The 21,097-nt window shown below is 61.8% G+C and carries 18 protein-coding genes; 15 read left to right on the forward strand and 3 right to left on the reverse strand.

Annotated elements, in window-relative coordinates:
• The first annotated feature begins 96 nt into the window (after positions 1-96).
• Positions 97-546, forward strand: a complete 450-nt coding sequence (locus ACNFCJ_RS08750; protein ID WP_416770853.1) for an acyl-CoA thioesterase — start codon at positions 97-99, stop codon at positions 544-546.
• 5 nt (positions 547-551) lie between these two features.
• Here ACNFCJ_RS08750 and ACNFCJ_RS08755 read toward each other — a convergent pair whose 3' ends face one another.
• Entirely contained in the window at positions 552-947 is a 396-nt protein-coding gene (locus tag ACNFCJ_RS08755; protein WP_416770854.1) for a hypothetical protein, read from the reverse strand.
• 173 nt (positions 948-1,120) lie between these two features.
• On the opposite strand from ACNFCJ_RS08755, the gene ACNFCJ_RS08760 reads away from it, so the two are divergent.
• Positions 1,121-2,071, forward strand: a complete 951-nt coding sequence (locus tag ACNFCJ_RS08760; protein WP_416770856.1) for a tRNA dihydrouridine synthase — start codon at positions 1,121-1,123, stop codon at positions 2,069-2,071.
• Positions 2,072-2,440: 369 nt separating this feature from the next.
• Entirely contained in the window at positions 2,441-2,890 is a 450-nt protein-coding gene (locus ACNFCJ_RS08765) for an Hsp20 family protein (RefSeq protein WP_143506267.1), read from the forward strand.
• A 102-nt stretch (positions 2,891-2,992) separates the two neighbouring features.
• Here the strand turns inward: ACNFCJ_RS08765 and ACNFCJ_RS08770 are convergent, their stop codons facing one another.
• A complete protein-coding gene (locus ACNFCJ_RS08770) occupies positions 2,993-6,271 on the reverse strand; it encodes an EAL and GGDEF domain-containing protein (protein WP_416770858.1) in 3,279 nt (1,092 codons plus the stop codon).
• 102 nt (positions 6,272-6,373) lie between these two features.
• Entirely contained in the window at positions 6,374-7,255 is an 882-nt protein-coding gene (locus ACNFCJ_RS08775; protein ID WP_013715120.1) for a LysR family transcriptional regulator, read from the reverse strand.
• A 223-nt stretch (positions 7,256-7,478) separates the two neighbouring features.
• Between ACNFCJ_RS08775 and leuC the strand changes: the two genes are divergently transcribed.
• The 12 genes from leuC to ACNFCJ_RS08835 all read left to right on the forward strand — a co-directional run bounded on the left by leuC (position 7,479) and on the right by ACNFCJ_RS08835 (position 21,062).
• Positions 7,479-8,906, forward strand: a complete 1,428-nt coding sequence (gene leuC / locus ACNFCJ_RS08780) for a 3-isopropylmalate dehydratase large subunit (protein WP_099525415.1) — start codon at positions 7,479-7,481, stop codon at positions 8,904-8,906.
• Positions 8,907-8,917: 11 nt separating this feature from the next.
• Positions 8,918-9,565 (forward strand): 3-isopropylmalate dehydratase small subunit, encoded by a 648-nt coding sequence (leuD, locus tag ACNFCJ_RS08785; protein WP_013715122.1) that lies wholly within the window; start codon positions 8,918-8,920, stop codon positions 9,563-9,565.
• An 82-nt stretch (positions 9,566-9,647) separates the two neighbouring features.
• A complete protein-coding gene (leuB, locus tag ACNFCJ_RS08790) occupies positions 9,648-10,730 on the forward strand; it encodes a 3-isopropylmalate dehydrogenase (RefSeq protein ID WP_416770860.1) in 1,083 nt (360 codons plus the stop codon).
• Between the two features lie 56 nt (positions 10,731-10,786).
• Positions 10,787-11,899, forward strand: coding sequence for an aspartate-semialdehyde dehydrogenase (gene asd / locus ACNFCJ_RS08795; RefSeq protein WP_416770861.1), 1,113 nt, complete (start codon positions 10,787-10,789; stop codon positions 11,897-11,899).
• 135 nt (positions 11,900-12,034) lie between these two features.
• A complete protein-coding gene (locus ACNFCJ_RS08800; protein ID WP_416770862.1) occupies positions 12,035-13,045 on the forward strand; it encodes an aspartate-semialdehyde dehydrogenase in 1,011 nt (336 codons plus the stop codon).
• Between the two features lie 155 nt (positions 13,046-13,200).
• Positions 13,201-15,975, forward strand: a complete 2,775-nt coding sequence (locus ACNFCJ_RS08805; protein ID WP_416770864.1) for a FimV/HubP family polar landmark protein — start codon at positions 13,201-13,203, stop codon at positions 15,973-15,975.
• 7 nt (positions 15,976-15,982) lie between these two features.
• Positions 15,983-16,846 (forward strand): tRNA pseudouridine(38-40) synthase TruA, encoded by an 864-nt coding sequence (gene truA, locus ACNFCJ_RS08810; protein ID WP_416770865.1) that lies wholly within the window; start codon positions 15,983-15,985, stop codon positions 16,844-16,846.
• A 24-nt stretch (positions 16,847-16,870) separates the two neighbouring features.
• Positions 16,871-17,524, forward strand: a complete 654-nt coding sequence (locus ACNFCJ_RS08815) for a phosphoribosylanthranilate isomerase (protein WP_416770867.1) — start codon at positions 16,871-16,873, stop codon at positions 17,522-17,524.
• 139 nt (positions 17,525-17,663) lie between these two features.
• Positions 17,664-18,548 (forward strand): acetyl-CoA carboxylase, carboxyltransferase subunit beta, encoded by an 885-nt coding sequence (accD, locus tag ACNFCJ_RS08820; RefSeq protein ID WP_179576335.1) that lies wholly within the window; start codon positions 17,664-17,666, stop codon positions 18,546-18,548.
• Entirely contained in the window at positions 18,545-19,822 is a 1,278-nt protein-coding gene (gene folC / locus ACNFCJ_RS08825; protein WP_416770869.1) for a bifunctional tetrahydrofolate synthase/dihydrofolate synthase, read from the forward strand. The genes accD and folC overlap by 4 nt, the downstream gene beginning before the upstream one ends.
• A gap of 14 nt (positions 19,823-19,836) precedes the next feature.
• Entirely contained in the window at positions 19,837-20,454 is a 618-nt protein-coding gene (locus ACNFCJ_RS08830; RefSeq protein WP_416770871.1) for an SPOR domain-containing protein, read from the forward strand.
• An 86-nt stretch (positions 20,455-20,540) separates the two neighbouring features.
• The gene (locus ACNFCJ_RS08835) at positions 20,541-21,062 is read left to right on the forward strand and encodes a CvpA family protein (protein WP_003461125.1); all 522 of its coding nucleotides are present in this window, start codon (positions 20,541-20,543) and stop codon (positions 21,060-21,062) included.
• The last annotated feature ends 35 nt before the right edge of the window (positions 21,063-21,097 follow it).

Below are 21,097 nucleotides of genomic sequence, written 5' to 3' on the forward strand. Positions count from 1 at the left end.
ACCTGATCGACTGGCCGCCGAGGAAGCAGGCAGCCGCATTCTGGAATCGGATCACCCGGCTTGCCGCATGCAGGCTGCATACCTGGAGGTAGAGTCATGAACTGGGAGTTGCCCGACCCCTTCGTCATCGATATCGAAGTGAGCGCAGACGACATCGATGGCCTCGGCCACGCCAACAACGCGGAGTATGTCAGTTGGCTGGAGCGTTGCGCCTGGCGGCACTCGCAGTTCCTTGGGCTGGACCTGGTCGAATACCGCCGCCTGGATCGCGCCATGGCTGTGGTGCGTCATGAGATCGACTACCTCGCCAGCGCCTACGAAGGTCAGCATCTGCAGATGGCGACCTGGATCGTCGAATCCGATCAGCGCCTGAAGATGGATCGACGTTTCCAGCTGGTGCGTCCGGAGGATGGCGTTACCTTGCTGCGCGCCAAGACCACCTTCGTCTGCATCGAACTGTCCAGTGGGCGCCCCAAGCGCATGCCGGCGGAGTTCGTCGAGGGCTATGGCAAGGCGCTGACGCCGCCTTATCCGCTGGAACTGTAGGCTGCTCAGTCATCCTGCGGCGCAAGAAAAACCTGCTCCGGCTCGACCATGATGGCGAAGTGACGGGTTTCGCCGGGACGCAGGATGACGGACTGCGCCACATCCGGCCCACGGCCTCCGCAATAGCCATCCGGCGACATGGCCACGGCGACACTTAGCTCGCCGTTGGGCAGGTCCAGGCTGGTGTGCTCGCCGGGGCCGAGTTTCGCCACCACCTGCTGATTGACGTAGAGCTCCACGTCGCAGGCATTCGGCGCGTTGTTGTCACGGCTGAAGATCAGGCGCGCGGGCGCATCGGCAACCGGGTCTGCCGGCATGGGGACGATGCTGCTGGGCATTGCTTCATCAGCCTGGGCGCCCCAGCAGCAGATGCCCAGAGCGATCAGTGCGAGATAACGCATGGCGAGCCTCTCTGTTGGGGGGAATGTCAGTGTGGCCTATCTGATGCCGTAGATAGGACACCTGTGGCCCTGCTGAGTGCGGTTTGAGCATCGTCTTTCGCCTTGTCTGAGCGTCGCTCGACGGCTATTCATGCAGCCCCTAAACTGTGCGCCCCATTTTTCCGGACAACCTTATGCAAATCGCCCTGGCGCCCATGGAGGGGCTGGTCGACGAGATTCTGCGCGACGTGCTGACCCGCATCGGCGGCATCGACTGGTGCGTCACCGAGTTCATTCGCGTCAGCGAACGGCTGTTGCCGGCTGCCACCTATCACAAGCTGGCGCCCGAGTTGTTCAATGGCTCGCGCACTCAGGCCGGCACACCGATGCGCGTGCAGTTTCTGGGATCCGATCCGCAGTGCCTGGCGGACAACGCTGCCTTCGCCTGCACGCTCGGCGCGCCGGTGATCGACCTCAACTTCGGTTGCCCGGCCAAGACGGTGAACAAGTCGCGTGGCGGCGCGGTGCTGCTCAAGGAGCCGGAACTGTTGCATGTCATCGTCCGCGAAGTGCGGCGCACGGTGCCGGCGGAGATTCCGGTCACGGCGAAGATGCGCTTGGGCTTCGAAGGCAAGGAGGGCGCGCTTGACTGTGCGCGGGCGCTGGCCGAAGGCGGAGCGAGCCAGATCGTCGTGCATGCGCGCACCAAGGTCGAGGGCTACAAGCCGCCGGCGCACTGGGAGTGGGTGGCGCGGGTGCAGGAGGTGGTCGGCGTGCCGGTGTTCGCCAACGGCGAGGTGTGGACGCTGGACGACTGGCGCCGCTGCCGTGAAATCAGCGGTGTGGATGACATCATGCTGGGGCGCGGCCTGGTTTCTCGGCCAGGGCTGGCGCGGCAGATCGCTGCCGTTAGGGTTGGTGAGGAGCCCGAGGAAATGAGCTGGGCCGAATTGCAGTCGCTGTTGCTCGACTTCTGGCAGCAGGCACGGCGCAAACTGGCGCCGCGCTACGCGCCGGGGCGTCTGAAGCAGTGGTTGGCGATGCTCACGCGCACCTATCCGGAGGCTGTTGCGCTGTTCGCTGAAGTTCGCCGCGAGCAGGATTGCGAGCGTATCGACCAGTTGTTATCTAAACAACCTCGGTAGGAGCGTAATGCTGTTCACATAAGCGATGGTTAGACGAGATTAGTCCCCTCGCCCCTTTGGGGAGAGGGTTAGGGAGAGGGGAAAACTGGCAGTTTTGCGGTGTTTTCAGCCCTCTCCCCCAGCCCCTCTCCACTAGGCGTGCCCCCAATAAATGGGAGAGGGGAGCCAAACGTGTTCCCCTTAAAGTGAACAGCATTACGGTAGGAGCGAGCTCTGCTCGCGAACGCATTTTCGCGAGCAGAGCTCGCTCCACAGCATTTCCCATGGCATGCCTTGAAATTCCTCTGACAGGCCTCAGATAAGTGACTGCGGGATGCCGAAGTCGGGTTCCGCGATATGACACTTGCTGAAATTTTCAGGAGATTACTCATGAGCAACGTACTGTCCCTGGCCCCTCTGTTCCGCCAGTCCGTCGGTTTCGACCGTTTCAATGATCTTTTCGAATCTGCCCTGCGAAGCAATGACGCTGGCAGTTCTTACCCGCCCTACAACGTCGAGAAGCATGGCGAAGACCACTACCGCATCGTGGTCGCGGCTGCCGGCTTCGAGGAAGACGACCTGGAGTTGCAGGTCGAGCGGGGCGTGCTGACCGTGGTGGGCAACAAGCGTGATCGCAGCGCCGAAAGCATCAGCTATCTGCATCAGGGCATCGCCCAGCGTGCGTTCAAGCTGTCGTTCCGCCTGGCGGATCATATCGAGGTCAAAGGTGCCAACCTGGCCAACGGTCTGCTCCATGTCGAGCTGGAGCGTATCGTGCCGGAAGAGGCCAAGGCCAAGCGCATTCCAATCGGTAGCCAGCGTCCTGCGCTGGAAAACTGAGCCGCTAGCTGACCGAGAAGGCGCCCCAAGGGGCGCCTTCTTCGTTTCAAGCGACAGGTAGGGTGTGCCGTGCGCACCGAGGGCGCTACCAGATTGCGACTGCTACCTTCCCAGCAGTTCGCAGAAGACTTCTTGCGGTAGCGGCTTGCTGAACAGATAACCCTGATAGAGGTGGCAACCCTGCGCTTTTAGAAAGTCCAGTTGATCCTGCTGCTCCACGCCCTCGGCGATCAGCGCCAGGCCCAGGCTGCGGGCCATGGCAACGATGGCGCGAATGATCTCGGCATCGTTAGGGTCGTTGGTGGCGTCACGCACGAACGACTGATCGATCTTCAGCATGTCCACCGGCAGGCGCTTGAGGTAGGTCAGCGAGCTGTAGCCGGTGCCAAAGTCGTCCATGGCGAAGCTGACGCCATGTTTCTTCAGGCGCAGCATCTTGCCGACGGTGTCGTCGATATTCTGAATGACGATGCCTTCGGTGATCTCCAGCTTGAGCATCGCATTGGGCAGCTGGCTGTCGCGCAGGCTACTGGCGACTCGCTCGACGAAGTCGTGCTGACGGAACTGGCGGGGGCTGATGTTGACGCACAGGCTGAAGCGTTCGCTGTCGACCAAGCCATCAACGAGTAGCTGTGAGCAGAAATGGCAGGCTTCGGCCAGCACCCAGCCGCCGACCTCGACGATCAGCCCGCTTTCTTCCAGTACCTGGATGAATTGCGCGGGCGACTGTGGGCCCAGCTGTGGATGCTGCCAGCGCAACAGCGCTTCGGCGCCGACCACCTTGCCGTCACGGGCATCGACCTGGGGTTGGAAGTGCAGTTCGAATTCGCCGCGAGCCAGGGCCAGGCGCAGGTCGTTTTCCAGGCGCAGGCGTGCGCTGGCGGCGTCCTGCATGGTGGTGCGAAACAGTTGGATGGCGTTGCGCCCGGAGTCCTTGGCGCGATAGAGGGCGATATCCGCGCGCTTGAGCAAATCGGCCGGGGTGTTGCCGTGGTCGGGGATCAGCGCAACGCCGATGCTTGGGGTCACCTGCAGGCGGTGACCGTCCAGCAGCATGGGTTCGGCAAGCAACTGGCGCAGCTTGTCGGCAACCTGGCGGACATGGCGGGTCACTTCCGAGCGCTTGCCCTGCAGGCCAGAGAGCAGCACCACGAATTCGTCGCCGCCGAGGCGGGCCACGGTGTCCTCCAGGCGCACGCTGGCTTCCAGGCGCGCGGAGATCAGGCGCAGTACCGAGTCGCCGACGGGATGGCCGAGCGAGTCGTTGATGTGTTTGAAGTGGTCGAGGTCGAGAAACAGCAGGGCGCCGCGCAGTTCATGGCGCTTGAGCAGGGCAATCTGTTGGGTCAGACGATCCATCAGCAGGGCGCGGTTGGGCAGGTTGGTCAACGCATCGTGATAGGCCAGGTGCTGGACCTGCGCCTGGGCCTGCTTCAGTTCACTGGTGTCGCGCGCGGTGAGCAGCAGGCAGGGCACATCATTGAGTTCGATGGGTTGCACGGACACGTCGACCAGGCGTACTTCGCCGTCGCGGTGACGGCCGTGCATTTCCATGTGCAGCACCTGGCCGTGCTGGGTCAGGTGCTCGATCATGCGCACGCGCTCTTCCGGGTAGGCCCAGATGCTCAGCTCATGCACCGTGCGGCCGATCACTTCCCAGCCCTGGTAACCGGTGATGCGGGTGAAACCTTCGTTGATCTCGATATAGCGGCCGGTATCACGTTCAGTGATGGTGATGGCGTCCGGGCTGGAGTGGAAGGCCTTGGCAAATTTCTCTTCCGAGGCTTGCAGGCGTTGCTCGCGCAACAGCCGCTCGCTGATATCGACCAGGGTACCGACCATTCGCTGTGGTTGACCGGCATCGTCGAGCTGCAGCTTGGCGGTGCTTTCGAGAAAACGCAGGCCGCCATTTTCCAGCTGTACGCGATAGGTGATCTGATAGTGGCTGCGGCGTTCTGCGACCAGGCTTTGGTAGCTCTGGCGCAGGCTGTGTCGGTCCTCCATCGGTACTTTGCAGAAAAAATCGAGGAAGGCGCCTTTGAAGGTTGCTGCCTCCAGCCCCTGGAGTTGTGACGCTCGCGCACTGGCGATCAGCCGGCTGCTGGGTATATGCCAATCCCAGGTGCCGAGATCGGCGGATTCCAGGGCCAGGCGCAGGCGCTGCCTGCTTTCGTTAAGGGCCTGTTCCTGGGCGCGCTGTTCGGTGATGTTGCGCACGGTGAGGACCAGGCAAGTGGTGCCATTGAGCTCGATTTCGCCGCCGAACAGCAAGTTGCTGGTGACGCTGCCGTCGCGGCTGAACAGTCGTACCTCGAGGTTGTTCAGGCGCCCTATCTGCGCGGCGTCGAGCATACGCTGGCGGTCGCTGGGGTCAGCCCAGATGCCCAGATCCAGTGAGCTGCGGCCCACGGCTTCGGCGCTGCTCCAGCCAAATTGCTGCTCGAAACTCGGGTTGACCTCGATGAAGCGGCCGGTCGCCCGGTCGGTAATGGCCACCGCGTCGGGGGTGTGCATGAAGGCCTTGGCGAACTTTTCCTCGCTGGCGCGCAGTGCATTCTCTGCACGCTTGCGCTCGCTGGTGTCGAGAAAGGTGCAGAGCATCAGGCGGTCGCCCTGCAGTTCGATGTACTGGCTCGACAGCACGCCGTCGAGAATGTCGCCGGCGCGGGTGCGCAGCTGCACTTCCTGAATCACCGGCTCACGGCTCAGTGGTGCCTGCTGGCGCAACTGATCGCGCTGGCTGGCGTGTACCCACAGATTCAGCTCATGGGTCGGGCGGCCAAGAATGTCGCTGGCGTTCCAGCCGAAGGCGTGGGTGAAGTGCTGGTTGACCTCGACGATCTCGCTGTTGTCGTAGCGCACCAGCATCATGATGTCGGGGCTCAGGCGGAACAGGCTGGCGAAGCGTTCTTCCGAAGCGCGCAGGGCCTCGGCACGCTCCTGCTGGGCGCTGATATCGCGGATCACGCCAAACATCCGTGGCCGGCCGTCGGCCTCGCGTTGCAGACTGCCGGTGATCTCCAGCCAGTGCAGGCTGCCGTCCGGCCAGCGAATGCGGTGGCGCAGGGCGTTGGAAATCTGTTCGCCCTTGAGGATGGCCTCGAATGTCGCCAGGACTTCGGCGCGCTCCTCCTCGGGGATCAGTTCGATGTAATGCAGTTCTCGCGTCACCGGGCGATTGGGGTCGAGGCCGAACAACGCCTGTGCGCCGCGCGACCAGTTGACCTGGCCGCTGCGAATGTCCCAGTACCAGGTGCCGAGGTGCGCACCATTCAGGGCAGCCAGCAAGCGCGGTGCGTCTTGCCAGGTTTGCTCGAATTCGGCGGGATCCATCGCCGGGATATGTGGCAGTGGCGGGGTCTGGTCAGTCGATCTGGCCATGGCCGAACCGTTCTCCGGAATGCGCGATGCGCGGGGCGGGCATTAATGGCATCTAGACACTTTTTTATCGTTATGTCGCCACGTTAGTCTGATGCCGGTGGCCTATGCAAGGTCGTCCCGCTGGCTGTCGAGCAGATCCATGAATGCCCGTGCCGCATTGGACAGCGTGCGTTCGGTATGCAGGATGTAGCCCAGCTGGCGGGTCAGCTGAATGCCGGGTATCGGCAGGCGTGCGACCTGCTCGTCGAGCATGGTGCGTGGCAGCACGCTCCAGGCCAGACCGATGGAAACCATCATCTTGATGGTTTCCAGGTAGTTGGTGCTCATGGCGATGTTCGGTGTCAGGCCCTGAGCCTCGAACAGGCGCTGCACGATGTGATGGGTAAAGGTGTTGCCTCCGGGGAAGACCGCGGGGTGTTGCGCCACGTCGGCCAGGCTGATCACCTGGCTACGCGCCAACGGGTGTTCCGGTGCGGCGACGAAGTCCAGCGGGTCATCCCAGACCGCCACGGCACGAATCGGCTCGCGTGTTTCCGGGGCGAGGGTAATCACCGCCAGCTCGGCACGACCGTGCAGGACTTCTTCATAGGCCACTTCCGAATCGAGGAACTGGATGTCCAGCGCCACCTGCGGGTGGGCGCGGGTAAAGGCGCGTAGCAGGGCAGGGAGGCGATGCAGGCCGATGTGGTGGCTGGTGGCCAGGGTCAGACGGCCGCTGACTTCACCGGACAGGTTGGTCAGCGCGCGGCGCGTGTCGTCCAGCACGTTGAGAATCTGGTAGGCGCGTGGCAGCAGGGCGCGGCCGGCCTGGGTCAGACCGATCTCGCGACCGAGGCGATCGAACAGGCGCACGCCCAGCTGTTGTTCCAGGCCGGCGATGCGCTTGCTCACGGCGGGCTGGGTCAGGTGCAGGCGCTCGCCCGCTTCGGAAAAACTGCCCGTCTCGGCGATGGCGATGAAGGCGTTGAGGTTGGCCAGATCCATGGAGCGCGCCGGGTGTGGAAGATGAAGGGAGCATACATTCCAATGCGGAATCCTTTGAATAAAAAATATGAATTTGAGTTATTTCGTGCTCGGCAATAGCATTCTCCCCATAAGCCAAAGGGCCATTTTCGCCCAGGCATAGAAAGGTGCACTTCTGACGCCGGGCGGTGATAACGCAGGCAGTTGCTGGATGTGCTCAAAAAGCGCTGATGAGGTAAGGCTGATGACTGGCAAGACGCTCTACGACAAGCTCTGGGAAATGCACGAAGTGAAACGTCGTGACGACGGTTCCTCGTTGATCTACATCGATCGTCACATCCTCCACGAAGTGACATCGCCGCAGGCATTCGAAGGGCTGCGTCTGGCCGGACGCAAGCCATGGCGCATCGACGCTAACATCGCTACGCCGGATCACAACGTGCCGACCACCAAGGCCGAGCGTCAGGGTGGCCTCGAAGCCATCGCCGACGAAGTCTCGCGCATCCAGGTTCAGACCCTGGACGAGAACTGCGATGACTTCGGCATCCTCGAATTCAAGATGAACGACGTGCGCCAGGGCATCGTCCACGTGGTCGGGCCGGAGCAGGGCGCTACCCTGCCGGGCATGACCGTGGTCTGTGGCGACTCGCACACCTCCACCCACGGCGCCTTCGGTGCGCTGGCCCACGGCATCGGCACCTCCGAGGTCGAGCACGTGCTCGCCACCCAGTGCCTGGTGGCCAAGAAGATGAAGAACATGCAGGTTCGCGTCGAAGGCAAATTGCCGTTCGGCGTGACCGCCAAGGACATCGTCCTGGCCGTGATCGGCAAGATCGGCACCGCCGGCGGCAACGGTCATGCGCTGGAATTCGCCGGCAGCGCGATCCGCGACCTGTCGCTGGAAGGGCGCATGACCATCTGCAATATGTCCATCGAGGCGGGGGCCCGCGTCGGTCTGGTGGCGGTGGACGAGAAGACCATCGCCTACGTCAAGGATCGTCCGTTCGCGCCCAAGGGCAGCGACTGGGACAAGGCCGTGGCGCAGTGGCAGAACCTGGTGTCCGACGCTGACGCGGTGTTCGACACCGTGGTCGAACTGAAAGCCGAAGACATCAAGCCGCAGGTCAGCTGGGGCACCTCGCCGGAAATGGTGCTGGCCGTCGACCAGAACGTGCCGGATCCGGCCGTTGAAGCCGACCCGGTGAAAAAGGACTCGATCACCCGTGCGCTGAAATACATGGGCCTCTCCGCGAACCAGCCGATCACCGATATCCAGCTGGATCGCGTGTTCATCGGTTCCTGCACCAACTCGCGCATCGAAGACCTGCGCGCTGCCGCAGAAGTGGCCAAGGGCCGCAAGGTCGCCGCGACCGTCAAGCAGGCGTTGGTGGTGCCGGGCTCCGGCCTGGTCAAGGCGCAAGCCGAGGCGGAAGGGCTGGACAAGATCTTCATCGAAGCTGGTTTCGAATGGCGTGAGCCGGGTTGCTCCATGTGCCTGGCGATGAACCCGGACAAACTGGGCAGCGGCGAGCATTGTGCCTCGACCTCCAATCGTAACTTCGAAGGCCGTCAGGGCGCGGGTGGTCGTACCCACTTGGTCAGCCCGGCCATGGCTGCCGCTGCTGCGGTGACAGGCCGCTTCATCGACGTTCGTGAATTGATCCAGGCCTGAGGAGACCGCACATGAAAGCTTTCACCCAACACACTGGCCTGGTTTGCCCACTTGATCGTGCCAACGTCGACACCGACCAGATCATTCCCAAGCAGTTTCTGAAGTCGATCAAGCGCACCGGCTTTGGCCCGAACCTGTTCGACGAGTGGCGCTACCTGGATATCGGCCAGCCGAACCAGGACAACTCCAAGCGTCCGATCAATAAGGATTTCGTGCTGAACTTCCCGCGTTACCAGGGCGCCAGTGTGCTGCTGGCTCGCGAGAACTTTGGCTGCGGCTCCTCGCGTGAGCACGCGCCCTGGGCGCTGGATGAGTACGGTTTCCGCACCGTGATCGCGCCGAGCTTCGCCGACATCTTCTTCAACAACAGCTTCAAGAACGGCCTGCTGCCGATCATCCTCAAGGATGAAGAGGTCGATGCGCTGTTCGAGCAGGCCGAGGCCACCGAGGGTTATCAGCTGACCGTCGACCTCGAGGCGCAGACTGTGACCCGCCCCGATGGTGTGCAGTACAGCTTCGAAGTCGATGCCTTCCGCAAGCACTGCCTGCTCAACGGTCTGGACGACATCGGCCTGACCCTGCAGGATCAGGACGCGATCAAGGCCTTCGAAGCCAAGTATCAGCAGAGCAGCCCCTGGCTGTTCGGCGCAATCAAATAACAGCGGCTGCAAGCGACAGGCTGCAGGCTTTTTGCTTGCGGCCTGAAGCCTGTGGCCCGCAGCCTTTTCCGAAGGAAAAAAGATGAGCAAACAGATTCTGGTTCTCCCCGGCGATGGTATCGGCCCGGAAATCATGGCCGAGGCGGTCAAGGTACTGAACCTGGCCAACGACAAGTACGCCTTGGGGTTCGAGCTGAGCTTCGATGACCTGGGTGGCGCAGCCATCGACCGTTACGGCGTGCCGCTGGCTGACGAAACCCTGGCGCGTGCTAAGGCCGCCGATGCCGTGCTGCTCGGCGCCGTTGGCGGACCGAAGTGGGATACCATCGACCCGGCCATCCGTCCGGAGCGCGGTCTGCTGAAAATTCGGTCGCAGTTGGGCTTGTTCGGCAACCTGCGTCCCGCCATCCTCTATCCGCAACTGGCCGAGGCTTCCAGTCTCAAGCCGGAAGTCGTCGCTGGCCTGGACATCCTCATCGTCCGTGAGCTGACCGGCGGCATTTACTTCGGTCAGCCGCGCGAGAGCAAGGTGCTGGAAAACGGCGAGCGCATGGCTTACGACACGCTGCCGTACAGCGAGAGCGAAATTCGCCGCATCGCCAAGGTCGGTTTCGATATGGCGCGCGTGCGCGGCAAGAAACTGTGCTCGGTGGACAAGGCCAACGTCCTGGCGTCCAGCCAACTGTGGCGTGCCGTGGTCGAGGAAGTGGCCAAGGACTACCCGGACGTCGAACTGAGCCACATGTACGTCGACAACGCCGCCATGCAACTTGTGCGCGCGCCCAAGCAATTCGACGTGATGGTCACCGACAACATGTTTGGTGACATTTTGTCTGACGAAGCTTCGATGCTCACTGGTTCCATCGGCATGCTGCCCTCGGCATCCTTGGACGCCAACAACAAGGGCATGTACGAGCCGTGCCATGGCTCCGCGCCGGACATCGCCGGCAAGGGCATCGCCAACCCGCTGGCCACCATTCTCTCGGTGTCCATGATGCTGCGTTACAGCTTCGGCCAAGTCACAGCTGCCGATGCCATCGAGCAAGCGGTGAGCCTGGTGCTTGATCAGGACCTGCGTACCGGTGATATCTGGTCCGAGGGCAAGACCAAGGTCGGTACCGCTGCGATGGGTGATGCAGTAGTCGAAGCGCTGCGTAGTCTGTAATCTTCCCAGCCCCGCCGGGGTGGTTCCGGCGGGCTGTTTATATAGGTGTAGTCGTTATGAAACGTGTAGGTCTGATCGGTTGGCGTGGCATGGTCGGTTCCGTGCTCATGCAGCGCATGCTGGAAGAGCGGGACTTCGACCTGATCGAGCCGGTGTTCTTCACCACTTCCAATGTCGGTGGCCAAGGCCCTGCCATTGGCAAGGACATCGCCGCGCTGAAAGATGCCTACAGCATTGACGACCTCAAGGGCCTGGACGTGATCCTGACCTGCCAGGGGGGCGACTACACCAATGAAGTCTTCCCCAAGCTGCGTGAAGCCGGCTGGCAGGGCTACTGGATCGACGCCGCCTCCAGTCTGCGCATGGATGATGAGTCGGTGATCGTGCTCGACCCGGTCAACCGCAAGGTCATCGACCAGGCGCTGGATACCGGCACCAAGAACTACATCGGCGGCAACTGCACCGTCAGCCTGATGCTGATGGCGTTGGGTGGTCTCTACGAAGCCGGTCTGGTGGAGTGGATGAGTGCCATGACCTACCAGGCCGCTTCCGGTGCTGGCGCGCAGAATATGCGCGAGCTGATCAAGCAGATGGGCGCGATCAATGGCGCTGTCGCCGATGATCTGGCTGATCCGGCCAGCGCCATCCTCGACATCGACCGCAAGGTCGCCGAGGCCATGCGTGGCGAAGGCTTCCCGGTCGACAACTTCGGCGTGCCGCTGGCTGGCAGCCTGATCCCCTACATCGACAAGGAACTGCCGAACGGGCAGAGCCGTGAAGAGTGGAAGGCTCAGGCCGAGACCAACAAGATTCTCGGTCGCTTCAAGAGCCCGATCCCGGTCGATGGTATTTGCGTACGAATCGGCGCCATGCGCTGCCACAGCCAGGCGCTGACCATCAAGCTGAACAAGGATGTGCCGATGGCTGACATCGAAGGCCTGATCAGCCAGCACAATCCCTGGGTCAAGTTGGTGCCGAACCACCGCGAAGATTCCATCCGCGACCTCGGCCCGACTGCCGTGACCGGCACCCTGAGCGTTCCGGTCGGCCGTCTGCGCAAGCTCAACATGGGCTCGCAGTACCTGGGGGCGTTCACCGTCGGTGACCAACTGCTGTGGGGGGCTGCCGAACCGCTGCGTCGCATGCTGCGGATTCTGCTCGAGCGCTAAGCGCGAAGCCGGCATCCAGTATCAAACAAAGCCCTTCTGTCTCGGCAGAGGGGCTTTGTGTTTTCTGGAGGAGCCGATTGCCTGGGCGATGGGTCGCAGTTACAGTGCCGCTCCCTCTGTGTTGTAGGTCAGCTCATGAGTCAGTCCATCAATATCGCCGTGATCGGCGCCACCAGCAACGTCGGCGAAGCGCTGGTCGAATTGCTCGAAGAGCGTGAGTTCCCGGTGAAGGACCTGCATCTGCTGGCCAGCAGTGAATCGGCTGGGCAGAGTCTGTCTTTCCGAGGTCGGCAGGTGCGGGTCAGATCGCTCGATGCCTTCGATTTCGCCCAGGTACAACTGGCGTTCTTTGCCGCGGGACCTGAAGTGACACGCACCCATCGTGAGCGCGTGGTTGCCGCCGGTTGCTCGATCGTAGACCTGAGCGCCGCTTTGCCGCTTGCGCAAGCGCCATGCGTATTACCTGAACTTGGCGCCGCGGGCCTGCCAGTATTGACCCGGCCTTGGTCCGTCAGTGCAGCGACGCCTTCTGCGGTTGCCTGCGCACTGGTGTTGGCGGCGCTGAAGCCTGTACTGCAGCCGCAGCAGTTGCAGGTGACTGCGATGCTGTCGATCTCCACCCTGGGGCGTAGCGGTGTGCAGGAGTTGGCGCGGCAGACCACTGAGCTGCTCAACGCGCGCCCGCTGGAGCCCAAGACTGTGGATCGACAGATCGCGTTCAACCTGCTGGCGCAGGTCGGTGAAGTGGATGACCAGGGGCATGCTCAATTGGAGAAGCGTCTGGCCGCCGAGATTCAGCAATTGTTGAGTCTGCCTGGGCTTCCGGTGGCCGCGACCTGCGCCTTGGTGCCAGTGTTCTTTGGCGATAGTCTCGCGCTGGGCGTGTATGCTGATTCGGATATCGATATCAATGCCGTGCAGCAGTCGCTAGAGGTGGCGCAAGGCATCGAGTTGGTTGAAGCAGGCGACTACCCGACGGCAGTGGGCGATGCGGTGGGGCAGGATCAGGTCTATGTGGGGCGCGTCCGTCGTGGCGTGGACGATCCACGGCAACTCAATTTGTGGATTGCGTCTGATAACGTAAGAAAAGGCGCCGCTCTAAATGCTGTGCAGATAGCTGAGTTATTGATAAAACACTATCTGTAAAAGATACTTACCTAGAAATTTGAAGAATCTTTCTAGCTTGGCAATACTGGCTGAGTTGATTGCTGAATGGGGAGCCGCTCGTAGAGCGGAGGCAGGCAGCAGTTCTCAAGACCCTCTCGCATGCCGAGAAAAAAGATAAAACAAGGGATAACGCTATGGTTCGGGTTCGCAAACTGGTGCTGGCAATCGCAGCCGCTTCCGCGCTGTCTTCCGGTATGGCGCATGCGCTGGGGTTGGGTGAAGTTACCCTGCAATCCTCACTGAATCAGCCGTTGGTAGCGGAAATCGAACTGCTAGAAGTGCGCGATCTGGCCTCCAACGAGGTGATTCCGAATCTCGCGTCCCCTGAAGAGTTCGTCAAGGCGGGTGTCGACCGTCAGTACTTCCTGACTGATCTCAAATTCACTCCCGTATTGAAGCCTAACGGCAAGAGCGTGATTCGCGTCACCTCGAGCAAGGTGGTGCGTGAGCCCTACCTCAACTTCCTGGTGGAAGTGCTTTGGCCGAATGGTCGACTGCTGCGTGAGTACACCCTGCTGCTCGATCCGCCGCTTTACTCCCCGCAAACTACCGTAGCCGCTGCACCGCAGCTGCCCATCGCCGCGCCTGCACCGCGCCCGTCCGCTGCTCCTGCACCTGCACCACGCAGCGCTGCACCCGCGCCGGCCCCGCGTCCCGCTGCGCCGGCGCCGGCGTCGCGCGCCATTGCCGGTAACGAATACAGAACCACTGCCAACGATACGCTCTGGGAAATCGCCCAGCGCGTCGGTGGTGGCTCTTCGGTCAACCAGACCATGCTGGCCATCCAGGATCTGAACCCTGATGCCTTCATCGGCGGCAACATCAACCGCATGAAGAGCGGCCAGGTGCTGCGCCTGCCGGACGAACAGCAGATTCGCAGTCGCAGCAATGCCGAAGCGGTCGCCCAGGTCGCCGAGCAGAATGCCGCCTGGCGTGAGGGTCGCGCTGTAGCCTCGCGTCAACTGGATGCCACTCGCCGTACCACTGCTGGCGCCGCACCTGCGACTGCAGAGGCGAGCGACAGCCTGAAGCTGGTTGCTGCGGAAGCAGGTCAGTCCACTCGCGGTAGCGATACGGGTTCGGCGGGTAGCAAGGCATTGGCCGACAAACTGGCAGTGACCCAGGAAAGTCTTGATTCGACCCGTCGTGAGAACGCCGAACTGCAGAGCCGTGTAGATGATCTGCAAAGTCAGTTGGAAAAGCTGCAGCGTTTGATGGAGCTGAAGGACAGTCAACTGGCCAAATTGCAGGCTGAACTGTCGGCAGAGCCCGCAGCGCCTGCCCTTGATGCAGTGCAAGAGCCGCCTGCGGAAACTCCGGCAGCCGCGCCTGAAGCCGCGCCGCCTGACTACAACTATTCCGAGGAACCGGCTGCGCCTGTCGAGGACAGCGCCGCCGCAACCGAACAGCCGGCCAGTGAGCCGGCTGCTGCCGTTGAGCCGGCCGCCCCAGCCAAGTCTGTCGAAGCAGCCAAGCCTGCAGCGCCTGCACCGGCTCCAGCCCCAGCCCCGCAGAGCTTCATTGATGACCTGATGGCCAACCCGATGACGCTGGGCCTGGCGGGTGGTGGTGCGCTTCTGCTCCTGTTGGTTGGCCTCATGGCGCTGTCGCGCCGCAACGCTCAGAAAGAGTCCGAGCTGCAAGATGAACTGGCTGACGAACTGTCCCAGGATCAGGCGTTCGCCTCTGATCTGGACATGCCTGAAGACAGCTTCGCAGGTCTTGACGACCAGCCTGTCCAAGCAGCCCAAGCCGCTGGCGAGGAACGCGTGACGGCGCAGACCGGCGACGCACTGGGTGAAGCAGATATCTACATTGCATACGGGCGCTTCAATCAGGCGGCCGAGCTGCTGCAGAACGCGATCAACGACGAGCCGCATCGTGCTGATCTGCGTCTGAAACTGATGGAGGTCTACGCCGAGCTGGGTGACCGCGAAGGCTTTGCCCGTCAGGACAACGAGCTGCGCGAGATCGGCGGTGTTAATGCAGAAGCAGAGCAGCTGAAGTCCAAGTATCCGGCGATCGCTGCCTTTGCAGGGGCAGGTGCGGTGGCTGCGGCTACCTCCGCCGATGACGACATAGGCGAGTTCAGTCTGGATGACCTCAGCCTGGATGAGCCGGCTGCAGAGGCGCCTACCGCCGCTGGTGGCGATCTGGATGATGCCTTCGACCTGAGCCTCGACGACCTGGAGGCTGATCTGGAGAGTGATGTCCAGTCCGCCCAGGCTGAGCAAGCGCCGTTGTCTCTTGACGATGACCTGGACTTCGGTCTGGTCGATGAGCCCGCCACTCCAGCTGCTTCTGCTGATGATGATCTGAGCTTCGATCTGGCCCTGGATGATGACAAGGTCGAACTGTCCCAGCCGGCCGACGATCTGTCCGCCTTCAGTCTGGACCTGGATGAGCCGGCACCGGCTGCCAGCGACGAAGCTGACGATTTCCTGCTGAGTCTCGATGACGATGCGCCGCTGAGTCAGTCGGCCGACGACCTGTCCGATCTGAGTTTCGATCTGGCTGATGATAAGTCATCTGGTGAGCTTGATCTGCCGGCTGACTTCGATCTCTCGCTCGAAGACGAAACGCCGGCTCAGCCGACTGTTGCTCCCGATAGCTTCGCCGCGCAGCTGGACGAGGTAACCGCCGAGCTGGATCAGCTGTCGACTGACTTCGAAGAGCCGCAAGTAGCTCCGCTGGCGCCGGCTAGTAGCCTGTCCAGTGACCTAGATGGCGATGATGACTTCGACTTCCTGTCCGGCACCGATGAGACCGCGACCAAGCTGGATCTGGCTCGGGCTTACATTGATATGGGCGACACCGAAGGTGCGCGTGACATTCTTGATGAAGTAATTGCCGAAGGCAGTGATGCTCAGCAGCAAGAAGCTCGCGAGATGATTGCCAAGATGGTTTGATTGATACATGTCTGACGCAGTACCTGTAGCGGCCGCCGAAATGGCGGCCGCTGGCTTTTTCAGAATCGCCCTGGGCCTCGAATACAAGGGCGCGCGCTATCGTGGTTTTCAACGCCAGGGGCCCAAGGTTCCGACGATCCAGGAACACCTGGAAACGGCCTTGTCCAAGGTCGCTGGTGGTGCCCCGGTCAGCATTCTGTGCGCAGGGCGTACCGATGCCTCTGTGCATTCCAGTGGCCAGGTGGTGCACTTCGACACCACTGTCGAGCGCTCGTTGCATGCCTGGATCATGGGCGCCAACATGAACCTGCCCAATGACATCAGCGTGACCTGGGCGAAGGTGATGCCGGCACACTTTCATGCGCGCTTTTCGGCCATGGCGCGGCGCTACCGGTACGTGATCTACAGCGATCCGATCCGCCCGGCGCACATGGCCGAGGAAGTTACCTGGAACCATCGGCCGCTGGATGTCGCATGCATGCGTGAGGCTGCTCGGGCGCTGGTCGGGACGCATGATTTCAGCGCATTCCGGGCGATGCGTTGTCAGGCCAAATCACCAATCAAGACAGTGCATCACCTGCAACTGATCGAGCATGGCCGCTTCATCGTGCTGGATATCCGCGCCAATGCTTTTCTGCACCATATGGTGCGAAACATCGCGGGTGTGTTGATGACCATTGGTGCTGGCGAACGACCTCCAGAGTGGGCGCGCGAGGTACTCGAGCGCGGCGATCGGCATAGCGGGGGAGTGACGGCGCATCCCTACGGCTTATATCTGATACAGGTCGATTACCCGGATGAGTTCGAATTGCCGCAACGCTATCTCGGGCCGCATTTTCTCTCCGGTCTGCCGGACGTGCGACAGCCATAAGCCTTTGTTACCATCCGAGCCCGGATGGCGAGAGGTATGAACGTGACGGTCGTGCGCAGCAAGATTTGTGGTATCACCCGCATCGAGGATGCTTTGGCGGCGGTAGCGGCCGGAGCCGATGCCATCGGCCTGGTGTTCTACGGGAAAAGCCCGCGAGCAGTCGGTGTCGAGCAGGCCGCAGCTATCGTGCAGGCGTTACCGCCGTTCGTGACCACTGTCGGGCTGTTCGTCGACATGCCGCGCGACCAGTTGCAGCAGTTGCTGCAGCGCCTTCCGCTGGATCTGCTGCAGTTTCATGGTGATGAGTCGCCGGCTGATTGTGAGGGCCATGGTCGCCCCTACATCAAGGCGCTGCGGGTCCGCCCCGATGAGGACGTGGCTGCAGCCATGGCGCCCTACAGTGGTGCGCGGGGTATTCTGCTGGATACCTTCGTCGAGGGCGTGCCAGGTGGTACGGGTGCTTCGTTCGATTGGTCGCTGGTGCCGGAAAATGCTGACAAGCCAATCATCCTGGCCGGCGGCCTCGATGCGGGCAATGTTGCAGAGGCCATTCGCCAGGTTCGCCCCTACGCCGTGGATGTCAGTGGTGGGGTCGAGGCCAGTAAAGGCATAAAGGATGCTGGCAAGATTCACGCATTCGTACAGGCGGTGCGTGATGCTCGATGTGACGGCAATTGAGGCAGGGCCGTCAATTAGCCTGTCACGCCGCCATGGGCTCGTTTCGATGGGCTCTGGGTGCGGCAGAAAAGAATTGCTGGAGATGGGCGTTTCACGATGAGGCGTTCATCCGAACCAACGGTTATGGAGAAATGACAGCATGAGCAACTGGTTGGTAGACAAACTCATTCCCTCGATCATGCGTTCCGAGGTGAAGAAGAGCTCTGTGCCCGAGGGCCTGTGGCACAAATGTCCGTCCTGTGATGCCGTGCTCTACCGTCCCGAACTGGAAAAGACACTCGATGTCTGCCCCAAGTGCAATCACCACATGCGTATCGGTGCTCGCGCACGCATCGACATTTTCCTCGACGCCGAAGGCCGCGAGGAAATCGGTGCTGATCTGGAGCCGGTCGATCGCCTGAAATTCCGCGACAGCAAGAAGTACAAGGATCGTCTGAGCGCTGCGCAGAAGCAGACTGGTGAGAAAGACGCGCTGATCTCGATGAGCGGCACTCTCGAAGGCATGCCGATCGCCGTTTGCGCGTTCGAGTTCTCCTTCATGGGTGGCTCGATGGGCGCCATCGTCGGCGAGCGTTTCGTTCAGGCGGCCAATGTCGCACTGGAAAAACGCTGCCCGCTGGTGTGCTTCTCCGCTTCGGGTGGTGCGCGTATGCAGGAAGCGCTGATCTCTCTGATGCAGATGGCCAAGACCTCGGCGGCTCTGGCGCGCTTGCGTGAAGAAGGCCTGCCGTTCATCTCCGTACTGACCGACCCGGTCTATGGCGGCGTCTCCGCCAGTTTGGCGATGCTTGGTGACGTCATCGTGGCCGAGCCGAAAGCGCTGATCGGTTTCGCCGGTCCACGCGTGATCGAGCAGACCGTACGCGAGAAGTTGCCGGAAGGCTTCCAGCGTAGCGAGTTCCTCATCGAACATGGCGCCATCGACATGATCATTTCGCGCGACGAACTGCGTCCGCGCCTGGCGCGTCTGCTTGCGCAAATGATGAATCGTCCCTCTCCGGTTTCCCTGCCGGCCACTGCATGACCGAACGTAGCCTGGGCGAGTGGCTCGCCTACCTCGAGCGGTTGCATCCGTCGGCCATCGACATGGGGTTGGAGCGCTCGCGTGAGGTGGCGCAGCGGCTCGGCCTGGGCAAACCTGCGCCATTGGTGGTTACCGTCACCGGTACCAATGGCAAGGGGTCTACCTGCGCCTTTCTCGCCAGCCTGATCGCAGCCCAGGGGCAGCGCGTCGGTGTCTACAGTTCACCGCACCTGCTGCGTTACAACGAGCGTGTGTTGCTTGATGGGCGCGAGGCGAGCGATGAAGAGCTGTGTCAGGCTTTCGCGGCGGTCGAGGCCGCGCGTGGTGAAATTTCCCTGACCTATTTCGAGATGGGTACGCTGGCGGCCTTCTGGCTGTTCGAGCGTGCTCAGCTGGATGCCGTGGTGCTTGAAGTTGGCCTCGGTGGGCGCCTGGATGCGGTGAATCTGGTCGATGCAGATCTGGCTCTGATCACCAGCATTGGCCTCGATCATGCTGACTGGCTTGGCGATACCCGTGAGTCGGTCGCCTTCGAAAAGGCCGGGATCATGCGCGCTGGCATGCCCGCGTTGTGCGGTGATCTCGACCCGCCGCAGCCCTTGCTGGAACAGGCGGTGACCCTGGACGCGCCGTTGTTCCTGCGTGGTCGCGACTACGACCTCAGTGTGCAGGCGCAGGACTGGTCCTGGTACGGCCTTGACGTAAAAGGCCAGGTACTTCGACTTGAGCACCTGCCGCTTCTCGATCTGCCAATGGAAAACGCTGCGCTGGCGTTGCAGGCCTATGCGCTTCTGCCGCTGCCGTGGGATTACCAGCAGATCGTTCAGGCACTGCTTGCCACGCGGGTGACCGGGCGTCTGGATCGTCGCACGCTGGATTGGCGAGGCAAGTCACTCACACTGTTGCTCGATGTTGGGCATAATCCTCATGCGGCTGATTATCTGGCGCAGCGCCTGGAGCTTCGCCCGCTGAATGGAAAACGCTGGGCGGTGTTCGGTTTGTTGGTCGACAAGGACTTGCCTGGCGTAGTGGCGCCGCTTCTGAATCTGGTTGCTGGCTGGGCCGTGGCGCCGCTGGATACGCCGCGTTCACGCTCTGCCGACGAGGTGGCCGAGCACCTGCGGGGGCAGGGCATGCTGGTGGCGCAATACCCGGATGTGCATGCCGCGCTCGATGCGCAGTGCGAGCAGGCGGCAGAGGGTGACGAGATACTGTTGTTCGGATCGTTTTTCTGCGTGGCCGAGGCCCTGGATTGGCTGGCCCGCCCGGCTTGATAAGGGGATTGGGGATGGCAATGCTGGACAGTGGGCTCAAGCAGCGCATGGTTGGTGCTCTGGTGCTGGTGGCGCTGGCGGTGATTTTCCTGCCGATGCTGCTGTCGCGTGAAGATGAGATGCGTCGCGTGGTGGTGGATGCGCCGGCCATGCCGCAAGCGCCGGCTACGGCCGAGATCATCGTGGAACCTGCCGAGGTCGTTGAGCCCGAAGAGTTGCCGCAGGAACTGGTTCCCGTCGAAGAGGTGGAGCCTCAGATCGTCGAGGTGCCCGAGCAGCCCAAGCCGACTCCGCCGCCCGTTGTGCAGCAGAGCGCACCTGGTCCGGTCAAGACCGAGCAAGCAGCAAGCACTGCTCCTGCCAAGCCGGAAGGGCGCCTGGACGCCAATAGCCTGCCGGTCAGCTGGTCGGTGCAGCTGGCCAGCTTGTCCAGTCGCGCTGGGGCAGAAAATCTGCAGAAAACCCTGCGCAGCCAGGGCTACAACGCCTATATCCGTGCCTTCGATGGCATGAACCGGGTGTTCGTCGGGCCGCTGATCGAGCGCGCCGAAGCGGAGCGTCTGCGTGATCAGCTCAATCGCCAGCACAAGCTCAGCGGTTTTGTCGTGCGCTTCCAGCCGGAGGCAGGCTAAGCAAGCAAGGGACTTTGCAGTGCCTGGTTACTCGATGTGCCGGGCTCTGCTAAAATGCTCCGCCTTTTCCGCTGGTAGGCCGCACCGTGGTATTCACCTGGGTCGATTGGGCGATCATCGCCGTCATCGCCATTTCTAGTTTGATCAGTCTCAAGCGCGGTTTCGTCAAGGAAGCCTTGTCGCTGCTGACCTGGATCATCGCAGGTGTAGTCGCCTGGATGTTCGGTGGCGCACTGGCCCAGCATCTCGTCGAATTTATCGAAACTCCTTCTGCGCGGGTCATTGCGGCCTGTGCCATTCTCTTCATCGCCACCTTGCTGGTGGGCGCTTTGGTCAATTTCCTCATTGGCGAGCTGATCCGCGTGACAGGCCTGTCCGGTACCGACCGTTTTCTCGGCATGGTTTTCGGCGCCGCGCGTGGTGGTTTGTTGGTGGTACTGCTGGTCGGGCTGATCAGCCTGGCGCCAGTGGAGCAGGATACGTGGTGGCAACAGTCGCAACTGGTGCCGCATTTTCTGATGGTCGCCGACTGGTCGAAGAACCTCATTCTGGGGTGGTCCGATCAGTGGTTTACCGGTGGATCGGCTCACCCAGCTGATCTGCTTTAAAAGAGTGGCCGCTGCGGAGTAACCGCTGCATCGGT

The sequence above is a fragment of the Pseudomonas sp. NY15364 genome, assembly GCF_048068235.1.
GTDB lineage: Bacteria > Pseudomonadota > Gammaproteobacteria > Pseudomonadales > Pseudomonadaceae > Aquipseudomonas > Aquipseudomonas mendocina_D.